The 18535-nt window shown below is 68.2% G+C and carries 21 protein-coding genes and 1 pseudogene; 9 read left to right on the top strand and 13 right to left on the bottom strand.

All coding sequences use genetic code 11. The features are described from left to right. Positions 1–2: 2 nt before the first annotated feature. The 4 genes from tgmA to LIU39_RS13075 all read right to left on the bottom strand — a co-directional run bounded on the left by tgmA (position 3) and on the right by LIU39_RS13075 (position 2147). Entirely contained in the window at positions 3–299 is a 297-nt protein-coding gene (gene tgmA / locus LIU39_RS13090; RefSeq protein WP_227046834.1) for a putative ATP-grasp-modified RiPP, read from the bottom strand. A 94-nt stretch (positions 300–393) separates the two neighbouring features. Continuing rightward, positions 394–792: a hypothetical protein gene (locus tag LIU39_RS13085; RefSeq protein ID WP_227046833.1), complete on the bottom strand. Its 399-nt coding sequence runs from the start codon at positions 790–792 to the stop codon at positions 394–396. Positions 793–1084: 292 nt separating this feature from the next. Further along, entirely contained in the window at positions 1085–1288 is a 204-nt protein-coding gene (locus LIU39_RS13080) for a DUF397 domain-containing protein (RefSeq protein WP_227046832.1), read from the bottom strand. Positions 1289–1298: 10 nt separating this feature from the next. Next, entirely contained in the window at positions 1299–2147 is an 849-nt protein-coding gene (locus tag LIU39_RS13075; RefSeq protein WP_227046831.1) for a helix-turn-helix domain-containing protein, read from the bottom strand. A 234-nt stretch (positions 2148–2381) separates the two neighbouring features. Between LIU39_RS13075 and LIU39_RS13070 the strand changes: the two genes are divergently transcribed. Next, complete coding sequence (locus LIU39_RS13070) at positions 2382–2750, top strand: ATP-binding protein (RefSeq protein ID WP_227046830.1); 369 nt, start codon at positions 2382–2384, stop codon at positions 2748–2750. A gap of 209 nt (positions 2751–2959) precedes the next feature. After that, positions 2960–3862 (top strand): helix-turn-helix domain-containing protein, encoded by a 903-nt coding sequence (locus LIU39_RS13065; RefSeq protein WP_227046829.1) that lies wholly within the window; start codon positions 2960–2962, stop codon positions 3860–3862. Positions 3863–3894: 32 nt separating this feature from the next. Here LIU39_RS13065 and LIU39_RS13060 read toward each other — a convergent pair whose 3' ends face one another. Then, entirely contained in the window at positions 3895–4722 is an 828-nt protein-coding gene (locus tag LIU39_RS13060; protein WP_227046828.1) for a class I SAM-dependent methyltransferase, read from the bottom strand. A gap of 220 nt (positions 4723–4942) precedes the next feature. Between LIU39_RS13060 and mshA the strand changes: the two genes are divergently transcribed. Beyond that, positions 4943–6346 carry a D-inositol-3-phosphate glycosyltransferase gene (gene mshA / locus LIU39_RS13055; protein ID WP_372463849.1) on the top strand — a complete coding sequence of 468 codons (1404 nt, stop codon included), beginning with the start codon at positions 4943–4945 and terminating at the stop codon, positions 6344–6346. After that, positions 6339–6890, top strand: a complete 552-nt coding sequence (locus LIU39_RS13050; protein ID WP_227046827.1) for a type III secretion system chaperone family protein — start codon at positions 6339–6341, stop codon at positions 6888–6890. The genes mshA and LIU39_RS13050 overlap by 8 nt, the downstream gene beginning before the upstream one ends. A gap of 102 nt (positions 6891–6992) precedes the next feature. On the opposite strand, the gene LIU39_RS13045 is transcribed toward LIU39_RS13050, so the two are convergent. Continuing rightward, a complete protein-coding gene (locus tag LIU39_RS13045) occupies positions 6993–7337 on the bottom strand; it encodes a hypothetical protein (protein ID WP_227046826.1) in 345 nt (114 codons plus the stop codon). 303 nt (positions 7338–7640) lie between these two features. On the opposite strand from LIU39_RS13045, the gene LIU39_RS13040 reads away from it, so the two are divergent. Further along, positions 7641–9323, top strand: coding sequence for a glycoside hydrolase family 55 protein (locus LIU39_RS13040; RefSeq protein ID WP_227046825.1), 1683 nt, complete (start codon positions 7641–7643; stop codon positions 9321–9323). A gap of 88 nt (positions 9324–9411) precedes the next feature. Here the strand turns inward: LIU39_RS13040 and LIU39_RS13035 are convergent, their stop codons facing one another. Next, positions 9412–10764, bottom strand: coding sequence for an MDR family MFS transporter (locus tag LIU39_RS13035; protein ID WP_227046824.1), 1353 nt, complete (start codon positions 10762–10764; stop codon positions 9412–9414). A gap of 266 nt (positions 10765–11030) precedes the next feature. Between LIU39_RS13035 and LIU39_RS13030 the strand changes: the two genes are divergently transcribed. Then, positions 11031–11792 (top strand): phosphoglyceromutase, encoded by a 762-nt coding sequence (locus LIU39_RS13030; RefSeq protein ID WP_227046823.1) that lies wholly within the window; start codon positions 11031–11033, stop codon positions 11790–11792. Between the two features lie 80 nt (positions 11793–11872). Here the strand turns inward: LIU39_RS13030 and LIU39_RS13025 are convergent, their stop codons facing one another. The 3 genes and pseudogenes from LIU39_RS13025 to LIU39_RS13015 all read right to left on the bottom strand — a co-directional run. Beyond that, a complete protein-coding gene (locus tag LIU39_RS13025) occupies positions 11873–13111 on the bottom strand; it encodes a tyrosine-type recombinase/integrase (RefSeq protein WP_227046822.1) in 1239 nt (412 codons plus the stop codon). Next, positions 13111–13284: a helix-turn-helix domain-containing protein gene (locus tag LIU39_RS13020; RefSeq protein ID WP_227046853.1), complete on the bottom strand. Its 174-nt coding sequence runs from the start codon at positions 13282–13284 to the stop codon at positions 13111–13113. Before LIU39_RS13020 ends, LIU39_RS13025 begins: the two co-directional genes overlap by 1 nt. Positions 13285–13311: 27 nt before the next feature. Further along, a pseudogene (locus tag LIU39_RS13015) lies at positions 13312–13524 on the bottom strand (replication initiation protein); the annotation flags it as partial. Here LIU39_RS13015 and LIU39_RS13010 point away from each other — a divergent pair. From LIU39_RS13010 to LIU39_RS13000, 3 genes are all read left to right on the top strand, one after another. Beyond that, positions 13495–13929 (top strand): NUDIX hydrolase, encoded by a 435-nt coding sequence (locus LIU39_RS13010; protein WP_227046852.1) that lies wholly within the window; start codon positions 13495–13497, stop codon positions 13927–13929. The pseudogene LIU39_RS13015 and the gene LIU39_RS13010 overlap by 30 nt on opposite strands. Positions 13930–14385: 456 nt before the next feature. Beyond that, positions 14386–15771: a ParB N-terminal domain-containing protein gene (locus LIU39_RS13005; protein ID WP_227046821.1), complete on the top strand. Its 1386-nt coding sequence runs from the start codon at positions 14386–14388 to the stop codon at positions 15769–15771. Then, positions 15768–16664, top strand: a complete 897-nt coding sequence (locus LIU39_RS13000) for a DNA adenine methylase (protein ID WP_227046820.1) — start codon at positions 15768–15770, stop codon at positions 16662–16664. Before LIU39_RS13005 ends, LIU39_RS13000 begins: the two co-directional genes overlap by 4 nt. Positions 16665–17021: 357 nt before the next feature. On the opposite strand, the gene LIU39_RS12995 is transcribed toward LIU39_RS13000, so the two are convergent. From LIU39_RS12995 to LIU39_RS12985, 3 genes are read right to left on the bottom strand one after another with little or no spacing between them, the layout of a single operon-like run. Then, positions 17022–17357: a hypothetical protein gene (locus LIU39_RS12995; protein WP_227046819.1), complete on the bottom strand. Its 336-nt coding sequence runs from the start codon at positions 17355–17357 to the stop codon at positions 17022–17024. Beyond that, positions 17354–18094, bottom strand: coding sequence for a GntR family transcriptional regulator (locus LIU39_RS12990; RefSeq protein ID WP_227046851.1), 741 nt, complete (start codon positions 18092–18094; stop codon positions 17354–17356). The genes LIU39_RS12995 and LIU39_RS12990 overlap by 4 nt, the downstream gene beginning before the upstream one ends. After that, positions 18094–18291: a hypothetical protein gene (locus LIU39_RS12985; RefSeq protein WP_264482699.1), complete on the bottom strand. Its 198-nt coding sequence runs from the start codon at positions 18289–18291 to the stop codon at positions 18094–18096. Before LIU39_RS12985 ends, LIU39_RS12990 begins: the two co-directional genes overlap by 1 nt. Positions 18292–18535: the final 244 nt, after the last annotated feature.

Below are 18535 nucleotides of genomic sequence, written 5' to 3'. Positions count from 1 at the left end.
CCTCAGTCCTTCGCGCCCTCGTCGAGCGGCGGGGGGTTGGTCGTGTTGCCGTCCGGGATGGTGGGGGAATGCGTCTGCATGTACGGCAGCAGGTCGGTGTCGACGCCGACGGAAATCTGCCGGTCCTCGTCGTACAGGGCGGGGGGAAGCGCGACGGCCTGCTGCGAGTCGGGGAGCATCGCGTAACGAAGAATCCAGGGGCGGGTGTTGGCGTCGGACGACTGCTCGCTGCTGTACGGGGTACGGCCACCCTCGGGGGCGAGGGGGAAGGCTTCGCGCGGGTGCGAGATGGGGTGCATCGGGATTCCTTTGCTGAAGCTGTTGGGGTTTGGTGCACCGCCCCGCGCGCAGGAGGAGCCGGCCTGTCGGCGCGGGGTGCGGTGGTCCAGGGAGTCAGCATGCGGGCGGCTCGATTCGTCGGCACCGCCGTTGCCGGCGGTCGCATGCCACGTCGTCACGGCAGAAGACCTCTGAGAACCAACCGGCTTCATCCTGCGAGCGGGCGCAGATCACGTCATCGACGGATGCCGCGATGTCGCACAACATGCAGCGGTAGAGCGTGGCGTCGGCGGATGGCTCGACTCCGCCAGGGACACGGGCGCCGACGCTCTGCCAGTGGTCGGTATCCGACGCTCGCGCAAAGCAAGCGACCATGTCTCGGCACACTGCCTGTTCGTAGTAGCGCAGGGTGTCGTCGGCTTCGGTAGCGCGCCAGAACGAGCGAACGCGAACCGTGTGCAGATCGACCCAGCAACCACACAACGAGCAGTCCACGAGGAGCCGTTCGGTCATTTCGGCGGCCCTCCTGAAGTGACGGAGCGGCTCCCCCTCCACGCGTCAGAAGCTCACCAGCAGGAGGGGCAACCTTCGGAGTAATTCCCCAACCCCCAGTCAGGGCAGGGGAATTGCGACACACGAGAAGCATGGTCCTGCCGTGAATCGCCCTCTTGTGGCGACGCATGGCGACGGTAGTGCCACTCAGTGGAGCGTCGCAACAGTGTGACGTCCCTAAGTTGTGCCGGGCATATGTCAAACGCCCGGCATCTGTGGAGATGGCGGGCGTTTGGGGCGCTTTGGGGCTAGATCAGGCGATCAGGTGGTCAAACTCGCCTGCCTTGACGCCCAGGACGAAGGCGCGCAGCTTGTCGACCGAGGTCGTGACGATCACGTCCGGGTCGTCGCTCTCGCGCATCTTGATCTCGCCATCAATGGGAGCCAACTCGATGCAGCTCTGATTATTGTCCGCCCCGGAAAAAGAGGACTTCTGCCAGTCGATTGCGTCGGTCATGCCGGTTAACTCACATTTCCTGTGCGATACGGTGAATGGATTTTCTCGACTCTTCCGCGCTGAGCGAGATCGATTCAACTGAATCGAGTAGTTCCCGATATCTGGAGAGCTGAGCTTCTGCGTCCAGGAATCCACTGTCGAATGCGCTGTCAATCTGGACCGTATCGAGCGCTGGGATGGTCGCACAGGCATACATCATCGAATGCACCGAGCCTGTAACCTGTGCATCGAATGGAATGACGCGAATCGTCACTGACGGCCAGTGCGAAACTTCGGTCAGGAATTCAAGCTGTTCCGTCATGGTGTCTACTGCGCAGTACCTCATGCGCAGCGCTGCCTCGTGAATGAACGCCTCGAACGGAGTCGGTGCGGGGCGGTCGAAAATCTCTCGACGTCGCATGCGGTGCTCGACGCGGGCGTTCAGTTCTGTGGCGGGGAGTTCGGTAACGCCACTTCGGATGAGTTCCCGCGCGTACCCCTCCGTCTGGAAAACTCCAGGGAGGTGCAGCATCTGGATGGCTTTGATGCGCTTGGCGTGGTGTTCGAGTTCGGCAACGTCCAGGAATCCGGGCGAGAGTATGCCCCGGTAATCCTCCCACCAGCCTTTGGTGCGTTCCTCGGCCATGACGGCGAGCGCAGAAACCAGGTGTTTGTTGGTGGCGGAGTAGTGCGCCGCGAGTCGGCGCACCCGTTCGGCGCTGACTCCGTAGCGAGCGCTTTCGATGTGACTGATCTGTGCCCGCTCGCCGCCGAGGAAGGCGGCGGCCTCCGTCCCGGACATGCCGGCGCGTTCACGCAGTTTGCGCAGCTCGGCACCCAACCGTTTCTGGCGGGCAGTTGGGTAGCTCCGTGGCGGCACGGCCCCTCCTTCTCCTGTGCGTAGAAGTGTGCCGCCCAACTGTGTCACGGGTCCACTCGGAGGGTTGGGACAGTCGTCCCACTGTTGTGCCCTACCTTCCAGGCAACACCGCGCAGCACGCCGGGAAGACCCGAAGTGTAGTCATCTGCGCGCCCGTTGAGGGGGCCCCGAGGGATGGCCATAGCCACGGACGGCATTGCAGCCGGCGCTCACGTCACGTTGGGAGACATCGATATGAGCAAGACAGCAGCCCCACCGTTCAGGAGAACCACAGCTCGTTTCGTCGTACCGAACTCGAACCTCGCCCCCAAGATCATGCGAGACCTCGTCAAGGCGCTGCTCGTCGCGACCGGGCACCCGGCCCTCGTCGACGACGCTCGGGTTTGCGTGAGCGAGGTCATCACGAACGTGCACCTGCACACCCACACGACGTTGGTGTACCTCGACGTCACACTGCTGCACCCCGAGGGCGTGCTGTTCGCCGCCTGGGGCGACGACTCTTGGAGTCCGCGGTTCGTCCCTACCTGGCTCAACTTCCGCGGCGACGAGGAACGAGGGCGCGGCCTTCTCCTCGTAAGAAGTTGTCCGCCGACTGGGGCGTGACATGGCCGTCCGACGGCGAACAAGGCCATAAGAGGGTGTGGTTCGCCCTCGGCTCATGAGCTGCTCCTTCGAGGGCGAAGAGGCCGCCGGTGGTCGTGCTCGGCGGGTGGTGCGCCTCAGCCTGCGGCCCCCGCCGGGAAGGGGCCAGGCCCGTCGGGTCCTGGGTCCGGCGGAACCACCCGACCGGGCGCGCGCCGCATACTGGACGGATGCTGCATCGGGAAGTGGAGATCGGCTCGTTCCTCAAGGCGCGTCGCGCGGCGCTCGACCCGGCCGGCCTCGGGCTGCCGAGCGGGCTCAACCGCCGCCGGGTGCGCGGGCTGCGGCGTGAGGAGGTCGCGCAGCTCGCGGCCATCAGCGTCGACTACTACACGCGCATCGAACAGGGCCGCGCGCACGCCATCTCCGCCTCCGTCCTGGACGCCATCGCGCGGGCGCTGCGGCTCACCGGCGGCGAGGTGACGTATCTGCGGAACGTCGCGGCCCTGGACCGCCGCGCGGCCGACGGCCCGGCGGGCGGCTGCGCACCGGCCGCCGGTCCTGGGCAGACCGTGCGGCCCGAGGTCCGGCAGCTGCTCGACGCGATGGCGGGCACCGTCCCCGCCACGGTCATCGGCCGCGGCCTGGACATCCTCGCCTGGAACTCCCTGGGCGCCCGGGTCGGCTTCGACCTCGACGGTCTCGCCCCCGGGCGGCGCAACTCCGCGCTGCTGGTCTTCCTCGACCCCGCGGCCCGCGCGCTGCACCCGGACTGGGACCGGATCGCCGAGGAGACGGTCGGCAATCTGCGCGCCGAGAGCGGGCGGCACCCCGAGGATCCGCGGATCTGCGCGGTGGTCGGCGAACTCCTCGAACGCAGCGGGGACTTCCGGCGGGTGTGGGAGGCGCAGTCGGTGAGCGAGTGCCTGCGCGGCACGAAGCGGATCGTGCACCCGCGCGTCGGCGAGCTGCACGTCACCTTCGAGACCTTCCGGCTGACGACCGACGACGACCAGATCCTGGTGACGTACAGCGCACCGCGCGGCTCGGTGACGGAGTCCCGGCTGCGGGAGCTGGCGGAGCTGCCGGTTCCGGATGTGGTCGCGACGGCAGGGCTTGAGCCGGTGGCGTAGCCGGGCCGGGGGCGGGTGGCCGTCCGCTGGGGTCACATCCGCGGTGCCAGCGCCTCCCACCGCACCGTGATCTCGCCCTGACGGCGGCGGCGCGGGTCGCCCGCCAGGGGCCAGTCAGCCGCGAGGGTACGGACGGCGGCGGTCCAGCGCTGCCGGGCGCCCAGGGCGCCGAGCGGTGCGGCCGCGGCCCAGGCACGGTCGAAGTCCCGCAGGAACGCGTGCACGGGTTCGCCGGGCACATTGCGGTGGATCAGCGCCTTCGGCAGCCGTTCGGCCAGGTCGGACGGGGTGTCCAGGGAACCGAGCCGGGTCGCGAAGGTGACCGTGCGCGGGCCTTCGGGGCCCAGCGCCACCCACACGTGCCGGCGGCCGATCTCGTCGCAGGTGCCCTCGACCAGCAGCCCGCCGGGCGCAAGACGCGCGCACAGCCGCCGCCAGACGGCCGCCACCTCGTCCTCGTCGTACTGCCGCAGCACGTTCGCGGCGCGGATCAGCAGCGGCGCGCGCTCCCGGCCGCCGGGCAGCGGCACTTCGAAGCCGCCGTGCAGGAAGTCCAGTCCTGGCCGTTCGTAGGGGCGGGCGGCCTCGACGCGGGCCGGGTCGATCTCGATGCCGACCACCCGCGCGTCGGACCGGACCGTCCGCAGCCTGGCCAGCAGCTCCACCGCCGTCCAGGGGGCCGCCCCGTACCCGAGGTCGACGGCGACCGGATCGGCGCTGCGCCGCAGTACGGCGGCGTGTTCGGCGGCGATCCAGCGGTCCATCCGGCGCAGGCGGGTGGGGTTGGTGGTCCCGCGGGTGGCGCTGCCGACGGGGCGGGCGGGCGCCGGGGCGGCGGGGGCGGAGGAGCGGCGGGCCATGCGACGAGCCTATGCGGCGGCCGGGACGAGCCCGTGCGGCGGCCGGGGGCGCCGCCTGCCGGGAGCCGCCGGTGACCGGGCGGCGGCCCGGGGCCGTCCGCGGCTTGGTCACACTTTGGCAAAGCTGGGAACACGGCGTGCCCGGAGGAAATGGACGGCCGAATTCCGTTGTTACACGGGGTCGGAGGCGCGCAGCCCGCCCAGTAGGAGGTAGCTCGCAGTGAGCCCATACGTGTCCCGGCTCCGCAGCCGTCCGCACGGCCCGTTCCCGGGCCCGGCCAGGCTGCGCGTGGGCGCTTCGCGGCGGCCGCGCCGGGTGGCCATGCTCAGCGTGCACACCTCACCGCTGCACCAGCCGGGCACCGGCGACGCCGGCGGCATGAACGTCTACATCGTCGAACTCGCCAGGAAGCTCGCCGCGATCAACATCGAGGTGGAGATCTTCACCCGCGCCACCACCGGCACCCTCCCGCCCTCCGTCGAGCTGGCCCCCGGCGTCCTCGTACGGCACGTCGACGCGGGCCCTTACGAAGGGCTGGCGAAGGAGGAGCTGCCGGCCCAACTCTGCGCCTTCACGCACGGCGTGATGCAGACCTGGGCGGGCCACCGCCCCGGCTACTACGACCTCGTGCACTCCCACTACTGGCTTTCCGGACACGTCGGCTGGCTCGCATCCGAACGCTGGGGCGTGCCGCTCGTGCACGCCATGCACACCATGGCCAAGGTCAAGAACGCCTCGCTCGCCGCGGGCGACACCCCGGAGCCCGCGGCCCGGGTGATCGGCGAGACCCAGGTCGTCCGCGCCGCCGACCGGCTGATCGCGAACACCGCCGAGGAGGCGGACGAGCTGGTGCGGCACTACGAGGCCGACCCCGGACGGGTCGCCGTCGTGCACCCCGGCGTGAACCTGGACCGCTTCCGGCCCACCGGCGCCACCGGATCCGCGCTCACCGGAGCCGCGGGCGAGGCCGCCGTCGCCGAGAGCAGGGCCGCGGCCCGCGCCCGCCTGGGGCTGCCGCAGGACGCCGTCATCCCGCTGTTCGCCGGCCGCATCCAGCCGCTGAAGGCGCCCGACGTCCTGCTGCGCGCGGTCGCCGTGCTCCTGGAAGAAGACCCCGCGCTGCGCTCGCGCATCGTCGTCCCGGTGGTCGGCGGGCCCAGCGGCAGCGGCCTGGCCAAGCCCGAAGGGCTGCAGAAGCTGGCCGCCAGGCTCGGCATCGCCGACGTCGTACGCTTCCGGCCGCCGGTCGGCCAGGAACAGCTCGCCGACTGGTACCGCGCCGCATCCGTCCTGGTCATGCCGTCCTACAGCGAGTCATTCGGGCTCGTCGCCATAGAGGCGCAGGCCAGCGGCACCCCGGTCGTCGCGGCCGCGGTCGGCGGCCTGCCGGTGGCCGTACGCGACGGCGTCAGCGGCTACCTCATCGGCGGCCACGACCCGGCCGACTACGCCCGCGCACTCGCCCGCTTCGCCGCCGACCCTTCGCTGGCCGCCCGGATGGGGGCCGGGGCCGCCCGGCACGCCCAGTCCTTCGGCTGGGACACCGCCGCCGCGGCCACCGGCGAGGTCTACGCCGCCGCGATACAGGAACGCCGCCGTCACCTACGATCACTCCATGGCTGACGACAGGACCGGGGAGCGGGCGGCGGACGCGACGGCGACGGCCGGTGCGGTGAGCACGCGCACCCTCGACGACGCCGGTCTCGACTGGGAAAGCCCCGCCGACGGCACGTACGTCGTCAAGCTGCCCGGCACCCGCAAGCTCTCCACGACCTGCTCCTTCATCGTCGGCAAGCACTCCCTCTCCATCAACGCCTTCGTCGTCCGCCACCCGGACGAGAACCACGAGGCCGTCCACCGCTGGCTGCTGGAGCGCAACACCCGTCTCTACGGCGTCAGTTACGCGATCGACAAGCTCGGCGACATCTACCTCGTCGGCAAGCTCCCGCTCGCGGCCGTCACCGCCGACGAACTCGACCGCATCCTGGGCACGGTCCTGGAGAACGCCGACGGCAGCTTCAACACCCTGCTGGAGATGGGCTTCGCCACGGCGATCCGCAAGGAGTACGCCTGGCGGGTCGCCCGCGGCGAATCCACCCGCAACCTCGACGCGTTCGCCCACCTGACCCGGCAGCCCGCGGCCCAGGGCCCGTCCGCGACACCCTGACCCCGCCCCCGACCGCCCCTACGGGACGAACCGCAGCTCCGGATGGCGCACGCTCACCATCAGCTCACGGTGCGGCTCCCCGGAGACCCGCGGGCCGCGCCGCTACCGGTCCGTCAAGTGCACGGAAACCACGCCCGCTTGAGGGGAACCCGTAGGGGCCGGCAGGTGCACACGGACCGTCTTCGCGGCCGGGCGGTCCGAGCCCGTCGACGGCGCGCCGGACTGTGCCGCGACGGGCCGCACCACCTCGCCCCGCGCCCCGTCCGCCGACTTCGCGGACGCCCCCACGGACGTGGCGATCAGACTGACGGCCATCACCAGCGCCCCCACCACCGCCGCCCGCCGCACCGCCCGCTGCTCCTGAGCCATCCGGGCGTCCAGCCCGCCACCGAGCCCTGTGCCCGCGCCCGTTCCCATGTCCGTCCCCGTCCCCGCTTCCGTCCCCATCCCGCTTCCCGTCCCCGTTTCGTACCGCCTGGTGGACCGGCGGCCGGGCGGCGCGGTCGCGGTGTCCTTCCGGTCTCCCGTCCCGCGCCCCGTCCCGCGCTGCGCCCTGCCGTCGCCCTTCCAGGGTCGCGGCCGCGAGGCGTGCGCGCGATGGTGGGGGCACCCGGCCCGGGGGTGTGGCTAGCACGAGTACCGGCCGCCCGGCCTCTTCCGCCGGCCCCTGCGGCATGGCATCCTCACACCAGTCTGCGACGTGAACAATGTTCGCGTATCTGAACTCGGGTGGCGGCGGAAGGCGGGCTCATGGAGATCAGCAGGCGAGGGCTGCTCGGCAGCGCGATCGGCGTCGCGGCGGCGGCCGCCACAGGCACCGTACCGGTCGGCCGGGCCGCGGCCGCATCCCGGAGCGGACGCCGCCAACCCGCCACCCTCTGGGACGAGTTCAAGGCCGCGCCGTACACCCACCCGCAGATCCCCTACGTGGGCAGGGCCGGCTACCGCGGCGGCGCCGCCTTCCCCCGGCGTCCCGTAGTGGCCGACGTCGTCCGGGACTACGGCGCGGCACCGGACGGCTCGGCCGACGCCGCTCCCGCCATCAACCGCGCACTGCGCGACGCCGGCCGCGACGGTGGCGGCACGGTGTACGTCCCGCCCGGCACCTATCGCATCGACGACCTCATCCGGATCGGCCACGACCGCGTCGTGCTGCGCGGTGCCGGCAGCGGCCGCACCACCTTGCACGCCACCCGCAGCCTCACCTACCTCATCGGCCCCTACGGGAGCCGCTACGGCGGCGACAAATCCAGCTGGTCGTGGGCGGGCGGCCTCATCTGGCTCTGCCCGCAGGCCCGTTGGGAGTCACTCACCGACGCGATCAAGGACCGGGAGTGGCCGTTCGAGGGGTGGACGGGCAACCACCGCGACGAGTGGCGCACGCTCACTCCCGTCACCGCCCCGGCCCGGCAGGGCGACCGCACCCTCACCGTCGCGGACACCACCGTCCTCCGGCCCGGCACCCGCGTCCTCCTCCAGCTGTCCGACGACGCCGGCCACACGCTCCTGCGGCACATGAGCGGCGACATCCCGGGCGCCGCGTCCTACCCCTGGGACGGCAAGACCAAGCTGACCTCGTACGTCCCCTACGAGTGGCCCTGCCGGGTCACCGCCGTCGACCACCACCGCCGCTGCGTGACCCTCGACCGTCCGCTGCCCCTTGACGCGCGCCGCGCGTGGCAGCCCCGACTCACCACCCACATACGCCCGTTGACCGGCGCAGGCGTCGAGGCGCTCACCCTCGAAATGACCGAGACCCCGCAGTCCCCGCACCTGCGCGACAAGGGCTACAACGGCGTCGCCCTCCAGTGCGCCTGGGACTGCTGGCTGGACGACGTCCACGTCCGGCACGCCGACAACGGCTTCCTGCTGGTCGCCGCCAAGGCGTGCACCCTGCGCCGTACGCGGGTGTCCGGGCGCGGCAGCCATCACCCGTACTGCTGCCGCGAGGGCTCGCACGACAACCTCGTCGAGGACTTCGCGATCGACCTGCGGACCGTCCCCGCGCCGCCCGGCACCCAGCTCCACGGCATCAACGTCGAGGGCCTGTCCAGCCACAACGTCTGGTCCCGCGGCCGGATGGCGATGGGCACCTTCGACAGCCACCGCGGACTGCCGTTCGCCAACGTCCGCACCGACATCACCGTCACCAACGACGGCGCACACGGCGGCGATGCCAGTGCCGGGCCCCTCTACGGCGCCCGGTTCACCCACTGGAACATCACCGTCACCAACCACCGCGCCGGCTGCATCAAGCTCGACGGCATCGCCCCGTACAGCGCGACGGTAGCCCTCAGCGAGGTGAGCGAGTTCGGCCAGATCGACACCCCCGACTTCACGGGCCCCCTGCACACCCGCACCGCCGCCTACGGCCACCCGGAGGCGGCCTGCCCGCCCAACCTGTACGAGGCACAACGGGAGCTGAGGGTCTGAGAGCGGCGGGGAGGGGAGCGGCCGCAGGCGGCCGAGCCCCCGGTCCGGGCACCGGGTGCCAGGAACCCGGTCCCCTACGGGTGCCCCCTCACGCCACCGGTTCGGCCGGTGCCACCGCCTCGCCGGCCCCCGGAAGGCTCTCCGCCCGGCTGGCTTCTTCCGCCCCAGCCGTTCCGCCGGTCCCGGCCGTTCCGCCCGTTCCGCCCGTTCCGTCCGTCCCGGCCGGGAGGTTGCGCAGCAGCAGGCCGTAGCCGACGGCCGCGGCGGTTCCGACGGCCGCGCAGCCGGTCCACAGGACGTCCGCCCCGTAGTGGTCGATGACCGTGCCGCCGACCAGCGGGGCCGCCAGCGCGGCGACCGCCCAGGACAGGGCGTACATGCCCTGATAGCGGCCGCGCCCGTGGGTCGGCGAGAGGCGGACGACCAGGCCCATCTGGGTGGGCGCGTTGATGATCTCGCCGAGCGTCCAGACGGCCACCGCGAGCGTGTACACCGCCGCCACCGACCCGCCCAGCGCGTTCAGCCCGAAGCCGTAGCCCGCCAGCAGGGACGAGCCGATCAGCAGCATCGAGGGGCTGCGGTGCTCGATGAAGCGGGTGACCGGGATCTGGAGCAGCACGATCAGCAGGCCGTTGACGGCGATGATCAGGCCGAAGTCGGCGCTGGAGAAGCCGTCCCGGCCCATCGACACCGGCAGCGAGACGTACGCCTGCTGGAAGAGCAGTGCGAGCAGGAAATTCAGGCCGACGACGGTCATGAAGCGGCCGTCACGCAGCACCGTCAGCATGGAGATCGCGGACGGAGCGGCCCCGGAGGCGACGGCGGGGCCCGCCGCGGCGGAAACCGCGGGGCGCGACTCGGGCAGCTTCCGGAAGACGACCAGCGCGCAGGCCAGCACCAGCGCCGCCTCGCCCAGGAAGAGCGCCAGATAGCCGTGTTCGGCGATGAGCCCCGCGGCGGCCGACGAGACCGCGAAGCCCAGGTTGATCGCCCAGTAGTTCAGGGAGTAGGCGCGCATCCTGTCCTCGGGGGCGACGATGTCCGCCATCATCGCCTGGACCGCGGGCCGCGAGGCACTCGACGCCATACCGACGACGCAGGCCACCGCGGCGATGGCGGCCGGCTGCTCCACGAAGCCGAGCAGCGCGACCGAAGCGGCCGTCGACAGCTGCGCGATCAGCATCGTCGGCCGCCGCCCGAGCCGGTCCGTCAGAATCCCGGCGCCCACGGACGCGATCACCCCGCCGAGCCCGTACAGCGCGCCGACCAGACCCGCGTACGAGGCCGAGTAGCCGCGCTCGACGGTCAGGTAGAGCGCCAGAAACGTCGCGACGAATCCGCCCAGACGGTTGATCAAGGTACTGGTCCACAGCCACCAGAACGGGCGGGGAAGACCGGAAACACTCTCCCGGACGGCTCTTCCGAGACGGGCTGCGGACATGACGGATCCCCCGGGCAGGTGTGGGCGGGCGGGCGAGGTGCCGCGCCGCGGCCCGGCCGTGCGGTGGCATCCGGGTGCGGCGCCCCGCGGTCGGACGCGGTGATCGCAAACTACTGATGACGGACGAGGCGCCGCCACTTGATTGACGGGAGCGGTCAAACGTCCGGACACCGGGCCCGACGCCCCCGCGACGCCTTCCCCGGGCCCCGCCCCGCCGCCCGGGGCAGCGACAGGGACACGGCCGGCATTCGATTACGCTCGATGTCATGGCCGACGCACCGTACAAGCTGATCCTCCTCCGCCACGGCGAGAGCGAGTGGAACGCGAAGAACCTGTTCACCGGCTGGGTGGACGTCAATCTCAACGAAAAGGGCGAGAAGGAGGCGGTCCGCGGCGGAGAGCTGCTCACGGACGCCGGCCTGCTCCCCGACGTGCTGCACACCTCCCTCCAGAAGCGCGCCATCCGCACCGCGCAGCTGGCCCTGGAGGCCGCCGACCGCCACTGGATCCCGGTCCACCGCAGCTGGCGCCTGAACGAGCGCCACTACGGTGCGCTCCAGGGCAAGGACAAGGCGCAGACGCTCGCCGAGTTCGGCGAGGAGCAGTTCATGCTCTGGCGCCGCTCGTACGACACCCCGCCGCCCGCCCTGGAGGACGGCGCCGAGTTCTCGCAGAGCGACGACCCGCGCTACGCCGACATCCCCAGCGAGCTGCGCCCGCGCACGGAGTGCCTCAAGGACGTCGTCACCCGCATGCTGCCGTACTGGTACGACGGCATCGTCCCGGACCTCGTCGCCGGCCGCACGGTCCTGGTCGCCGCGCACGGCAACAGCCTCCGCGGCCTGGTCAAGCACCTCGACGGCATCTCCGACGCGGACATCTCCGGCCTGAACATCCCCACCGGCATCCCGCTCTTCTACGAGCTGGACGCCGACTTCCGCCCGGTCAAGCCCGGCGGCACCTACCTCGACCCGGAGGCCGCCAAGGCCGCCATCGAGGCAGTGAAGAACCAGGGCAAGAAGAAGTAAGCAGAGCCGAAGAAGCCCCCCACCTGCGGGTTCTCCGCGTGGTGGGGGGCTTTTTGGTGCGCTGGGCCGTCTGTGGGCCGTCAGGTGCTTGACCGGGCCGTGCCGAAGACGGCGGCCACCGCCTTACGCGTGCGCTCCTGGCTGGAGGGCATGAGGTGCGCGTACACGCGGAGCGTCATGCCGGGGTCCGAGTGACCGAGATACTCGGCGAGCGCCTTGATGTTCTCCCCGGCGTCCAGCAGTACTGATGCGTAGAAGTGCCGCATGGCATGCATGCCGTTCTCGCGCGACTCCGCGTACGGCTTGCCCCGCTCAGGCACAGGGATGACCCCGGCCGCCGCGAGCGCCGGTTTCCACGCTTCCTCGTTGAGCGACGTACGCCAGACGTGACCGCCACGAGGCCCGGTGAAGACCAGCCGCTTGGTCACCGGCGGACCGTCCGCGACCTTCCACGGCAAGGTGATGTCGACCGGCGGGAACTGCTTCATGTGAGCCCGCAGCGCATCGGCGACCGGACCGGGGAGGGGCACATCCCGGAGCTTGCCGCCCTTGGGCGGAGCGAAGACGGGCTTGCTGCGGCTCAGCTTCAGCTGTTGGACGACGTGCAGCGTGTCCGAGCCGAAGTCGATCGCATCCACCGCGACGCCCAGGATCTCGCCTTGCCGTAAGCCGCAGCCGCCACCCAGGTCGACCATCGCCTGATACCGGTCGGGTATGGCCTTGCGCACGGCGAAGAGCCGTTCTGCTGTCCACGGCGTGACGCGCTTCGTGTCCACAGCGGGCGGCCGGACCGAGCGGGCAGCGCAGGGATTCCGGGGGAGATGCCCGTCGTCCACGGCCGCGCTCAGAGCGGCCCGGACGTTGGAGTAGATCGTCCGGGCGTACGAGCCGCGGACGCCGTTCGCCTGGAGCTGCTGCACCCAGTCACGAATATGCGCGGGCTGGAAGGAGCCGAGCGGACGTGTACCGAGGTAGGGGAACGCGTGCAGCCGGAGCTGTGACTCCATCGATGCCTGCGTGTTCGGATCAGCTCCTTGTGTGGCCACCCAGCTTTCGGCGTACTGCTGGAACGTGGTCCGAGCCGCGCGAGGATCGATGTACTGACCGCGTGCCATGTCCGCTTCGATATGGCTCAGCCACTGATCCGCGAGCCGCTTCTGCCGGTCCGGGAAACTCTTGGCCTTCTCCGTGCCGTCTGGGCCGATGTAGCGGGCGCGGTAGCGGAGCCCGGTCCCGTACCGGGAGGACTTGACCTTGATCTCCTTGCCATCGGCACCGGCCTTGGTCGTGTACCAGCGATCCTGAACGTGTCCGGCCATCAGGCAGCCATCCCGTTGCGCAGGGAATCGACCCAGGTTCGTACGTCGGCCGGGTCAAAGCGAAGGTGCCGGCCGACCCGGAAGCCGCGGGGACCGGTGCGCTTGCGGCGCCACTGATAGACCGTCTCGACGCTGGGCAGCTCGAATATCTCGACCAGGTCGTCAGGCGTCAGGTAGCGAGGCGGGAGAAAGAGTCACGGTCACCACTCCCGCTCGTCAACCAGGTCTGCGAGGGCTTCGCGAGCTGTCTCGCGGTTGAGCTGGAGGCCACGGGCGATGGTGGTGGCGAGGGCAGTTTCGCCGGGGCTGTGACCGTGGCCTGCGTACTGCCAGTCGGTCAGGACGAGCACGGTGTCCGGTTGGCGGTCGTCGAGGCCGAGGGCCTGGCGCTCCTGGGCCGAGCGGAAGTCGGCGTGGCCGGAGTGGTGGTACGCGAGGACGGACGACTCCTGGCGATCCGCCGCGCCGACAATGGCGCTTGGGAACTCCCGGGCGGCGTGCTCGAACTCGACGAGACCCCCGAGGCAGGCGTCCAGCGGGAAGTCCGGGAAGAGACGGGCATCCACGTCGAGGTCGACGAGCTCACCGGGGTCTACAAGAACACAACACGAGGCATCGTGGCATTGGTCTTCCGGTGCAAGCCCGCAGGTGGCACCGAGCGAACTTCCAGCGAATCGACCGCAGTTGCCTGGTTCACGCCCGACGAGGTCTCCGAGTGGATGTCCGAGGTCTACGCGGTCCGGCTGCTGGATGCCCTGGACGGGAACGGGCCTCACGTGCGGAGCCATGACGGCAAGCGCCTGACACCCACGCGATAGAACTTTCCCTACTTCATGAACTTTCCCTACTTCATCAAGGCCCGCGCACGGCGCGGGCGCGCGCCACCTCTGCGGCGCGGCCTGCCTCCTGTCTCCGCCCCGGCTGGCCGCGCCCGGCGGCGCGCTACGTGCCGCGGGTTGGAGGTAGGGAACCCCGCTTTGGCTGGGGCGGTCGGCTCCACGGCTTTAGCCACCTCCCCGGTTCGGGCCCCGCGTCGAGCAAGACCAGGGGGCCACTCGTTCAAATTCCGGGCAGGTCCACAGCCTGCCCGAGTTGCTGGCCAGCGTACGGCCCCCTGATCATGCTCGACCCCAAACCGGGCAGGACACCGGCCAAACCCGCTGCACCGACCTCACGTCATACCCATCAACATCGTCTTTCAGCCACAGGGCTTGATCTCGTCCTTCTGGTCTCGCCATGCGAAAGGTAAGTATGATCTAGTTTCCATAAATGCAGTGCGCGACATCCAGCGGGCGAGGACCATAGGCAGCATGAAGCAAGCAAGCATGCACGTAGCGTCCTTGACGCTGGATGAGACTAACCCGCGGCACGCGAACAAGACTGCAAGTCTTGAGGAGTCAATCGCTGCCCTGCTCGATAAGGGCCCCGAGAAGCTCCTCAAACTGGCTAGGGATATCTGCCAGCACGGCGTCAATCCCTCAGAACTGACCATCGTGCTCGTAGATGGTGAGGACAACGTAGTACTCGAAGGGAACCGGCGGGTCGCGGCCCTCAAGTTGCTGCACAACCCCGCCCTTGCGCCGACGGATAAGTTGCGCAAGCAGTTCACGGCTATCGCCAAAAGCGGCGAATTTCCGCGGCGGCTCACATGCGTGGTCGCTGAGAGCCGGGTGCAGGCTGAGCATTGGATCAGACTGAAGCACACCGGGGAGAACGGTGGAGTTGGCGTCGTCAAATGGAGCGCCGGCGAAGCGAGCAGGTTCAGCGGCCGGTCGACACCGACCGAAAAAGCTCGACTCTTCATTGATGCAGTCAATGAATGGTTTCCCGACGACCCGGACTTGTTGTCCAATACGCAGACAGTACGTGACGCCCGGATCACCAACCTGGGGCGGATGATTGCGGATCCCGCGGTTCGGAACAGGCTCGGCATCTCCTTCGATGGGGATGTTGTCCTGAGGAGTTATCCGACGATAAAGCTCCAGCCAATTCTCGCCCGCCTATTTCACGACCTCGCTGGCCCCATCTCTGTTGACCAAATCAAGAACAAGAGACAGCGGGAAGATTACCTGGAAAAGGTAGAGGGAGAGCTTCCCAAACTGGCTGACCGGCTAGAGGAGCCCGAGAAGTACTCAAAGTCCGTCGGCGCCGAGGGCTCCGAAGGAACTAGCGAAGCGGACGATGGCTCTGACGCGCCGCCCAAGCCGGGACGGCGGAAGCGGGCAGACTTCGAGAAGAGACTGTTCCAGGGAGTAACGCTGCGACACGTGAGCCTTCGGACCTCTGACGTGGTCGAGGAGGCGAAGCGGATCAAGATCGACGAGATGCCCAACGTTGCAGCCGTCATGGTCCGTGCTGTCGTGGACATCGTAGTCACCGAGGTCGCAGACCAGCTCGGGTGGCGGCGGAACCAGGACACTTTGAAGGGTAGAATCGGCGCCGTTCTGCAGCAGGTGGATCCAGACAAGAAAGACCCTCACCTCTCTAATGCCTGGCGGTTTTCCCAAGAAGTCGACGGAGCGCTAATCTTGCGGTCACTGCATTCCTTCGTGCATTCCTGGAATAATAACCCCATGTCCTCTGAGGTGCGGAAATTGAGCACCGCATACGGAATCGTTCTTATTAAGGCTGATGAATTGCTAGAAAAGAAAAAGCGATGAGGTATATTAGCCCTCTTCGGTACCCCGGCGGAAAGGCCCGCCTGGCTCCCTATGTGGCCCACCTTCTAGCACGACAGCGCCCGCGTCCCAAAGCGTATGCAGAAGCATTCGCGGGGGGCGCGGGCGCTGCACTGAGATTGCTTATCGATAACGAAGTCGAACATATTTATATCAATGATCTGGACCCTGGCGTAGCGGCACTCTGGCGATGCATTTTCAATAACACTGAAGAGCTCGTCGACGCGGTTGCGCATGAAGAAGTAAGCATCAAAGCATGGCATCAGCATGCCGAAATTTACCGAACTCCGACCGGAAGAAGTGATCTGGAGCTCGGATTTTCGACATTCTTCCTAAATCGCTGCAACCGATCCGGCATCTTGCGAGCGCGACCGATTGGAGGACTTGATCAAAAAGGCGACTGGAAGATCGATGCTCGATTCAATCGATCCAACCTTATCGAAAGGATTAGGAACCTCGGGGACTACGGTAGTCGGGTCACCCTGTCGGAAATTGATGCCCGGAAATTCATCAGCTCGTTGGAACATGAGAGTGACGATGTTCTTCTGTACGTAGACCCCCCCTACCTCGTACAGGGCGACCGCCTTTACCTGGACTCTCTCGCTGAAAAAGACCATCAGGAACTTTCTGCCCTATTGCGCGAAACCCCGTTGCGATGGTTGTTGACATACGACGCTGACAAGCGAATCACTGAGGAACTCTACAAGGGTTTCCGTTGTGTCGAGTTCAGTATTCTCCACACAGCTCAGATACAGCGCACAGGAGCCGAGTATGCAATTTTTGGAAATCGACTGATTCTCCCAGAAGTCACCGGAATCATTGGCGAAGGCAACTATCGTTGGATGACCTCAAAACGCAAGAGAAAGACAGCCTAGAGGTCTTCTTCTCCTTGGTCGCATCGCTCGCGTCTTCCACCACCTCGGCCACGTCGCTGCGGAGGATGTGAAGTGAGTCGCCCTGTACCACCCCCGGGGTACCGTCTGGCAGGCACGCGAACCGCGGCGTCGTTGCCACCATCTGCGGCCCACTATGCGCTCCATTGGGCCATCCACCCTGACATCACCGGTTGAAATCCACGGGACGCAGACGGCCCTAAGCGAGCACACACGCCTTACTGGTAGAACTGAGGGAGTCGGGTGAGAGGCTCGCAATTGAATTCCTAAAGCGGTGCGCGATCGGCACAGGAACCCCAGACTTGGCCGGGTGCTCCTCTGCCGATCGCTGTCTATCTGCTAGCTGAGTGCTACGGGCAGATGTGCGGGCTTCCTCGTCTCCGTTGCAACCGTTGGCAGAAGACGGTGACCGCGGCTGATTGCTACACGAAGTGCATCTCGCAGGGCTCCGCTCATATCCGTTGCCAGGAGCCGCAGCTCGTTCGGCTCCGTCTCTCCATCGCCGAGTACTTCGGCAGCGTGCTCCAAGAGCTCGGCCGCCATGCCCAGCTGCACTGCTTCGGTGTTGTCGGCCAGGCGGGACAGGTAGCCGTCGGTATCGTCAGTGCTCAAGTAGCAGGGCTTGCCTTCGGATCCCGTCCAAGGCAGGAGTCGCAGCTCATCGTAATTTTTCATTCACTCTTCCCCTTCTCTTCGGTCATGTGGCGAGTGGTGAAGAAGGCGTCGGCGCGGTCGCCGGGTAACACTGAGAGCCCCGCCTCAACTACGCGTCCGGTGTTGTCCGCCGCCACACGTGTGATGGCGAGAACTGCCAAGGCTGAGCTGATCCGTAGGCTCGCCGCTTCCTCCGGGGTCGGAGGCCGTGTGGTGACTCGTTCTCGAACTTCGGTCAGTGGCGGACGGAGCACCGCCAACTGCGCCTCGATGCACTTGAAGCAGGGTGATTCGTCGGGCACGTCGGTCGGCGACAGGTCGCGGGGGACATAGATGCGAGCCAAGCTGTGCGGTGACTCCCCCTCGTGGCTCAGGCAGAAGTATTCGGTCAATGGGGTGTCTGCTGGCACCCTCAGTAAGTCGATCAACTGTCCGTGCGCCTGGACGTTGGTAGTGCGGACGCTGATGCGTAAGGCCGACTCGGCCGGGGGCTCCGCCTTGGTGCCGCGAACACCGCCGACGTACGTGATTCTGCGGAGCGGGTAGCGGACGTAGTTCCCCTTGCCGTGGATCTTCTCGACGAGTCCTTCGCCCTGGAGGACAGCGAGGGCGCTTCGCAGCGTCGCTGTGCTGACCGTGTAGCGGGAGGCAAGCCGCGCCTCGGATGGGAGACGTTCGCCGGCCTTGATCTGGCCGGTTGAGATCTGGTTCCGAATATCGGCGGCGATGGCCTGGCGGTGGGAAGGCATGGGTTGCATCACCACCTTCTCAGCGTCCGCAGCGCAACGAGCCGGGTACGGGAGTTCATGGTGAGCAGCTCGCCCGACTCGAAGCGCAGGCGTTTTGCTCCGCCGTGGAGTTGGAAGAGGTCGGACACCCGGCACGGCTGACCGCCGATCTGGATGACGTCGCCGCGTTGGACGCTCGCAGAGGTGATCTCGACAGGTCCGGCCATTGCGCTGCCCGGTGCCCAGCCCCTCACTGCGGTGCGTCCGTCCGAGAATCACTGGCCACCGTGTGGCACGGGCAACTGCACGCCTCGTAGACCACAGGGATACCGGCCGGTGCAGCAGTCGGGGTGGAGTGCGCGCACTCGCGGTGCGTACCAATCAGGCAGGAGCTCGATAGGTATCGAACGACCTGCGCGCGATTGACTGGAGATCCGTGACGGGGAGGCATCAGACGACCTCCGCCATCGC

It is taken from the genome of Streptomyces pinistramenti (assembly GCF_020564935.1).
GTDB classification, from domain to species: Bacteria; Actinomycetota; Actinomycetes; order Streptomycetales; family Streptomycetaceae; genus Streptomyces; species Streptomyces pinistramenti.
The sequence above is the reverse complement of the archived record's forward strand: the minus strand, read 5'-3'. Positions and strand labels throughout refer to the sequence as shown.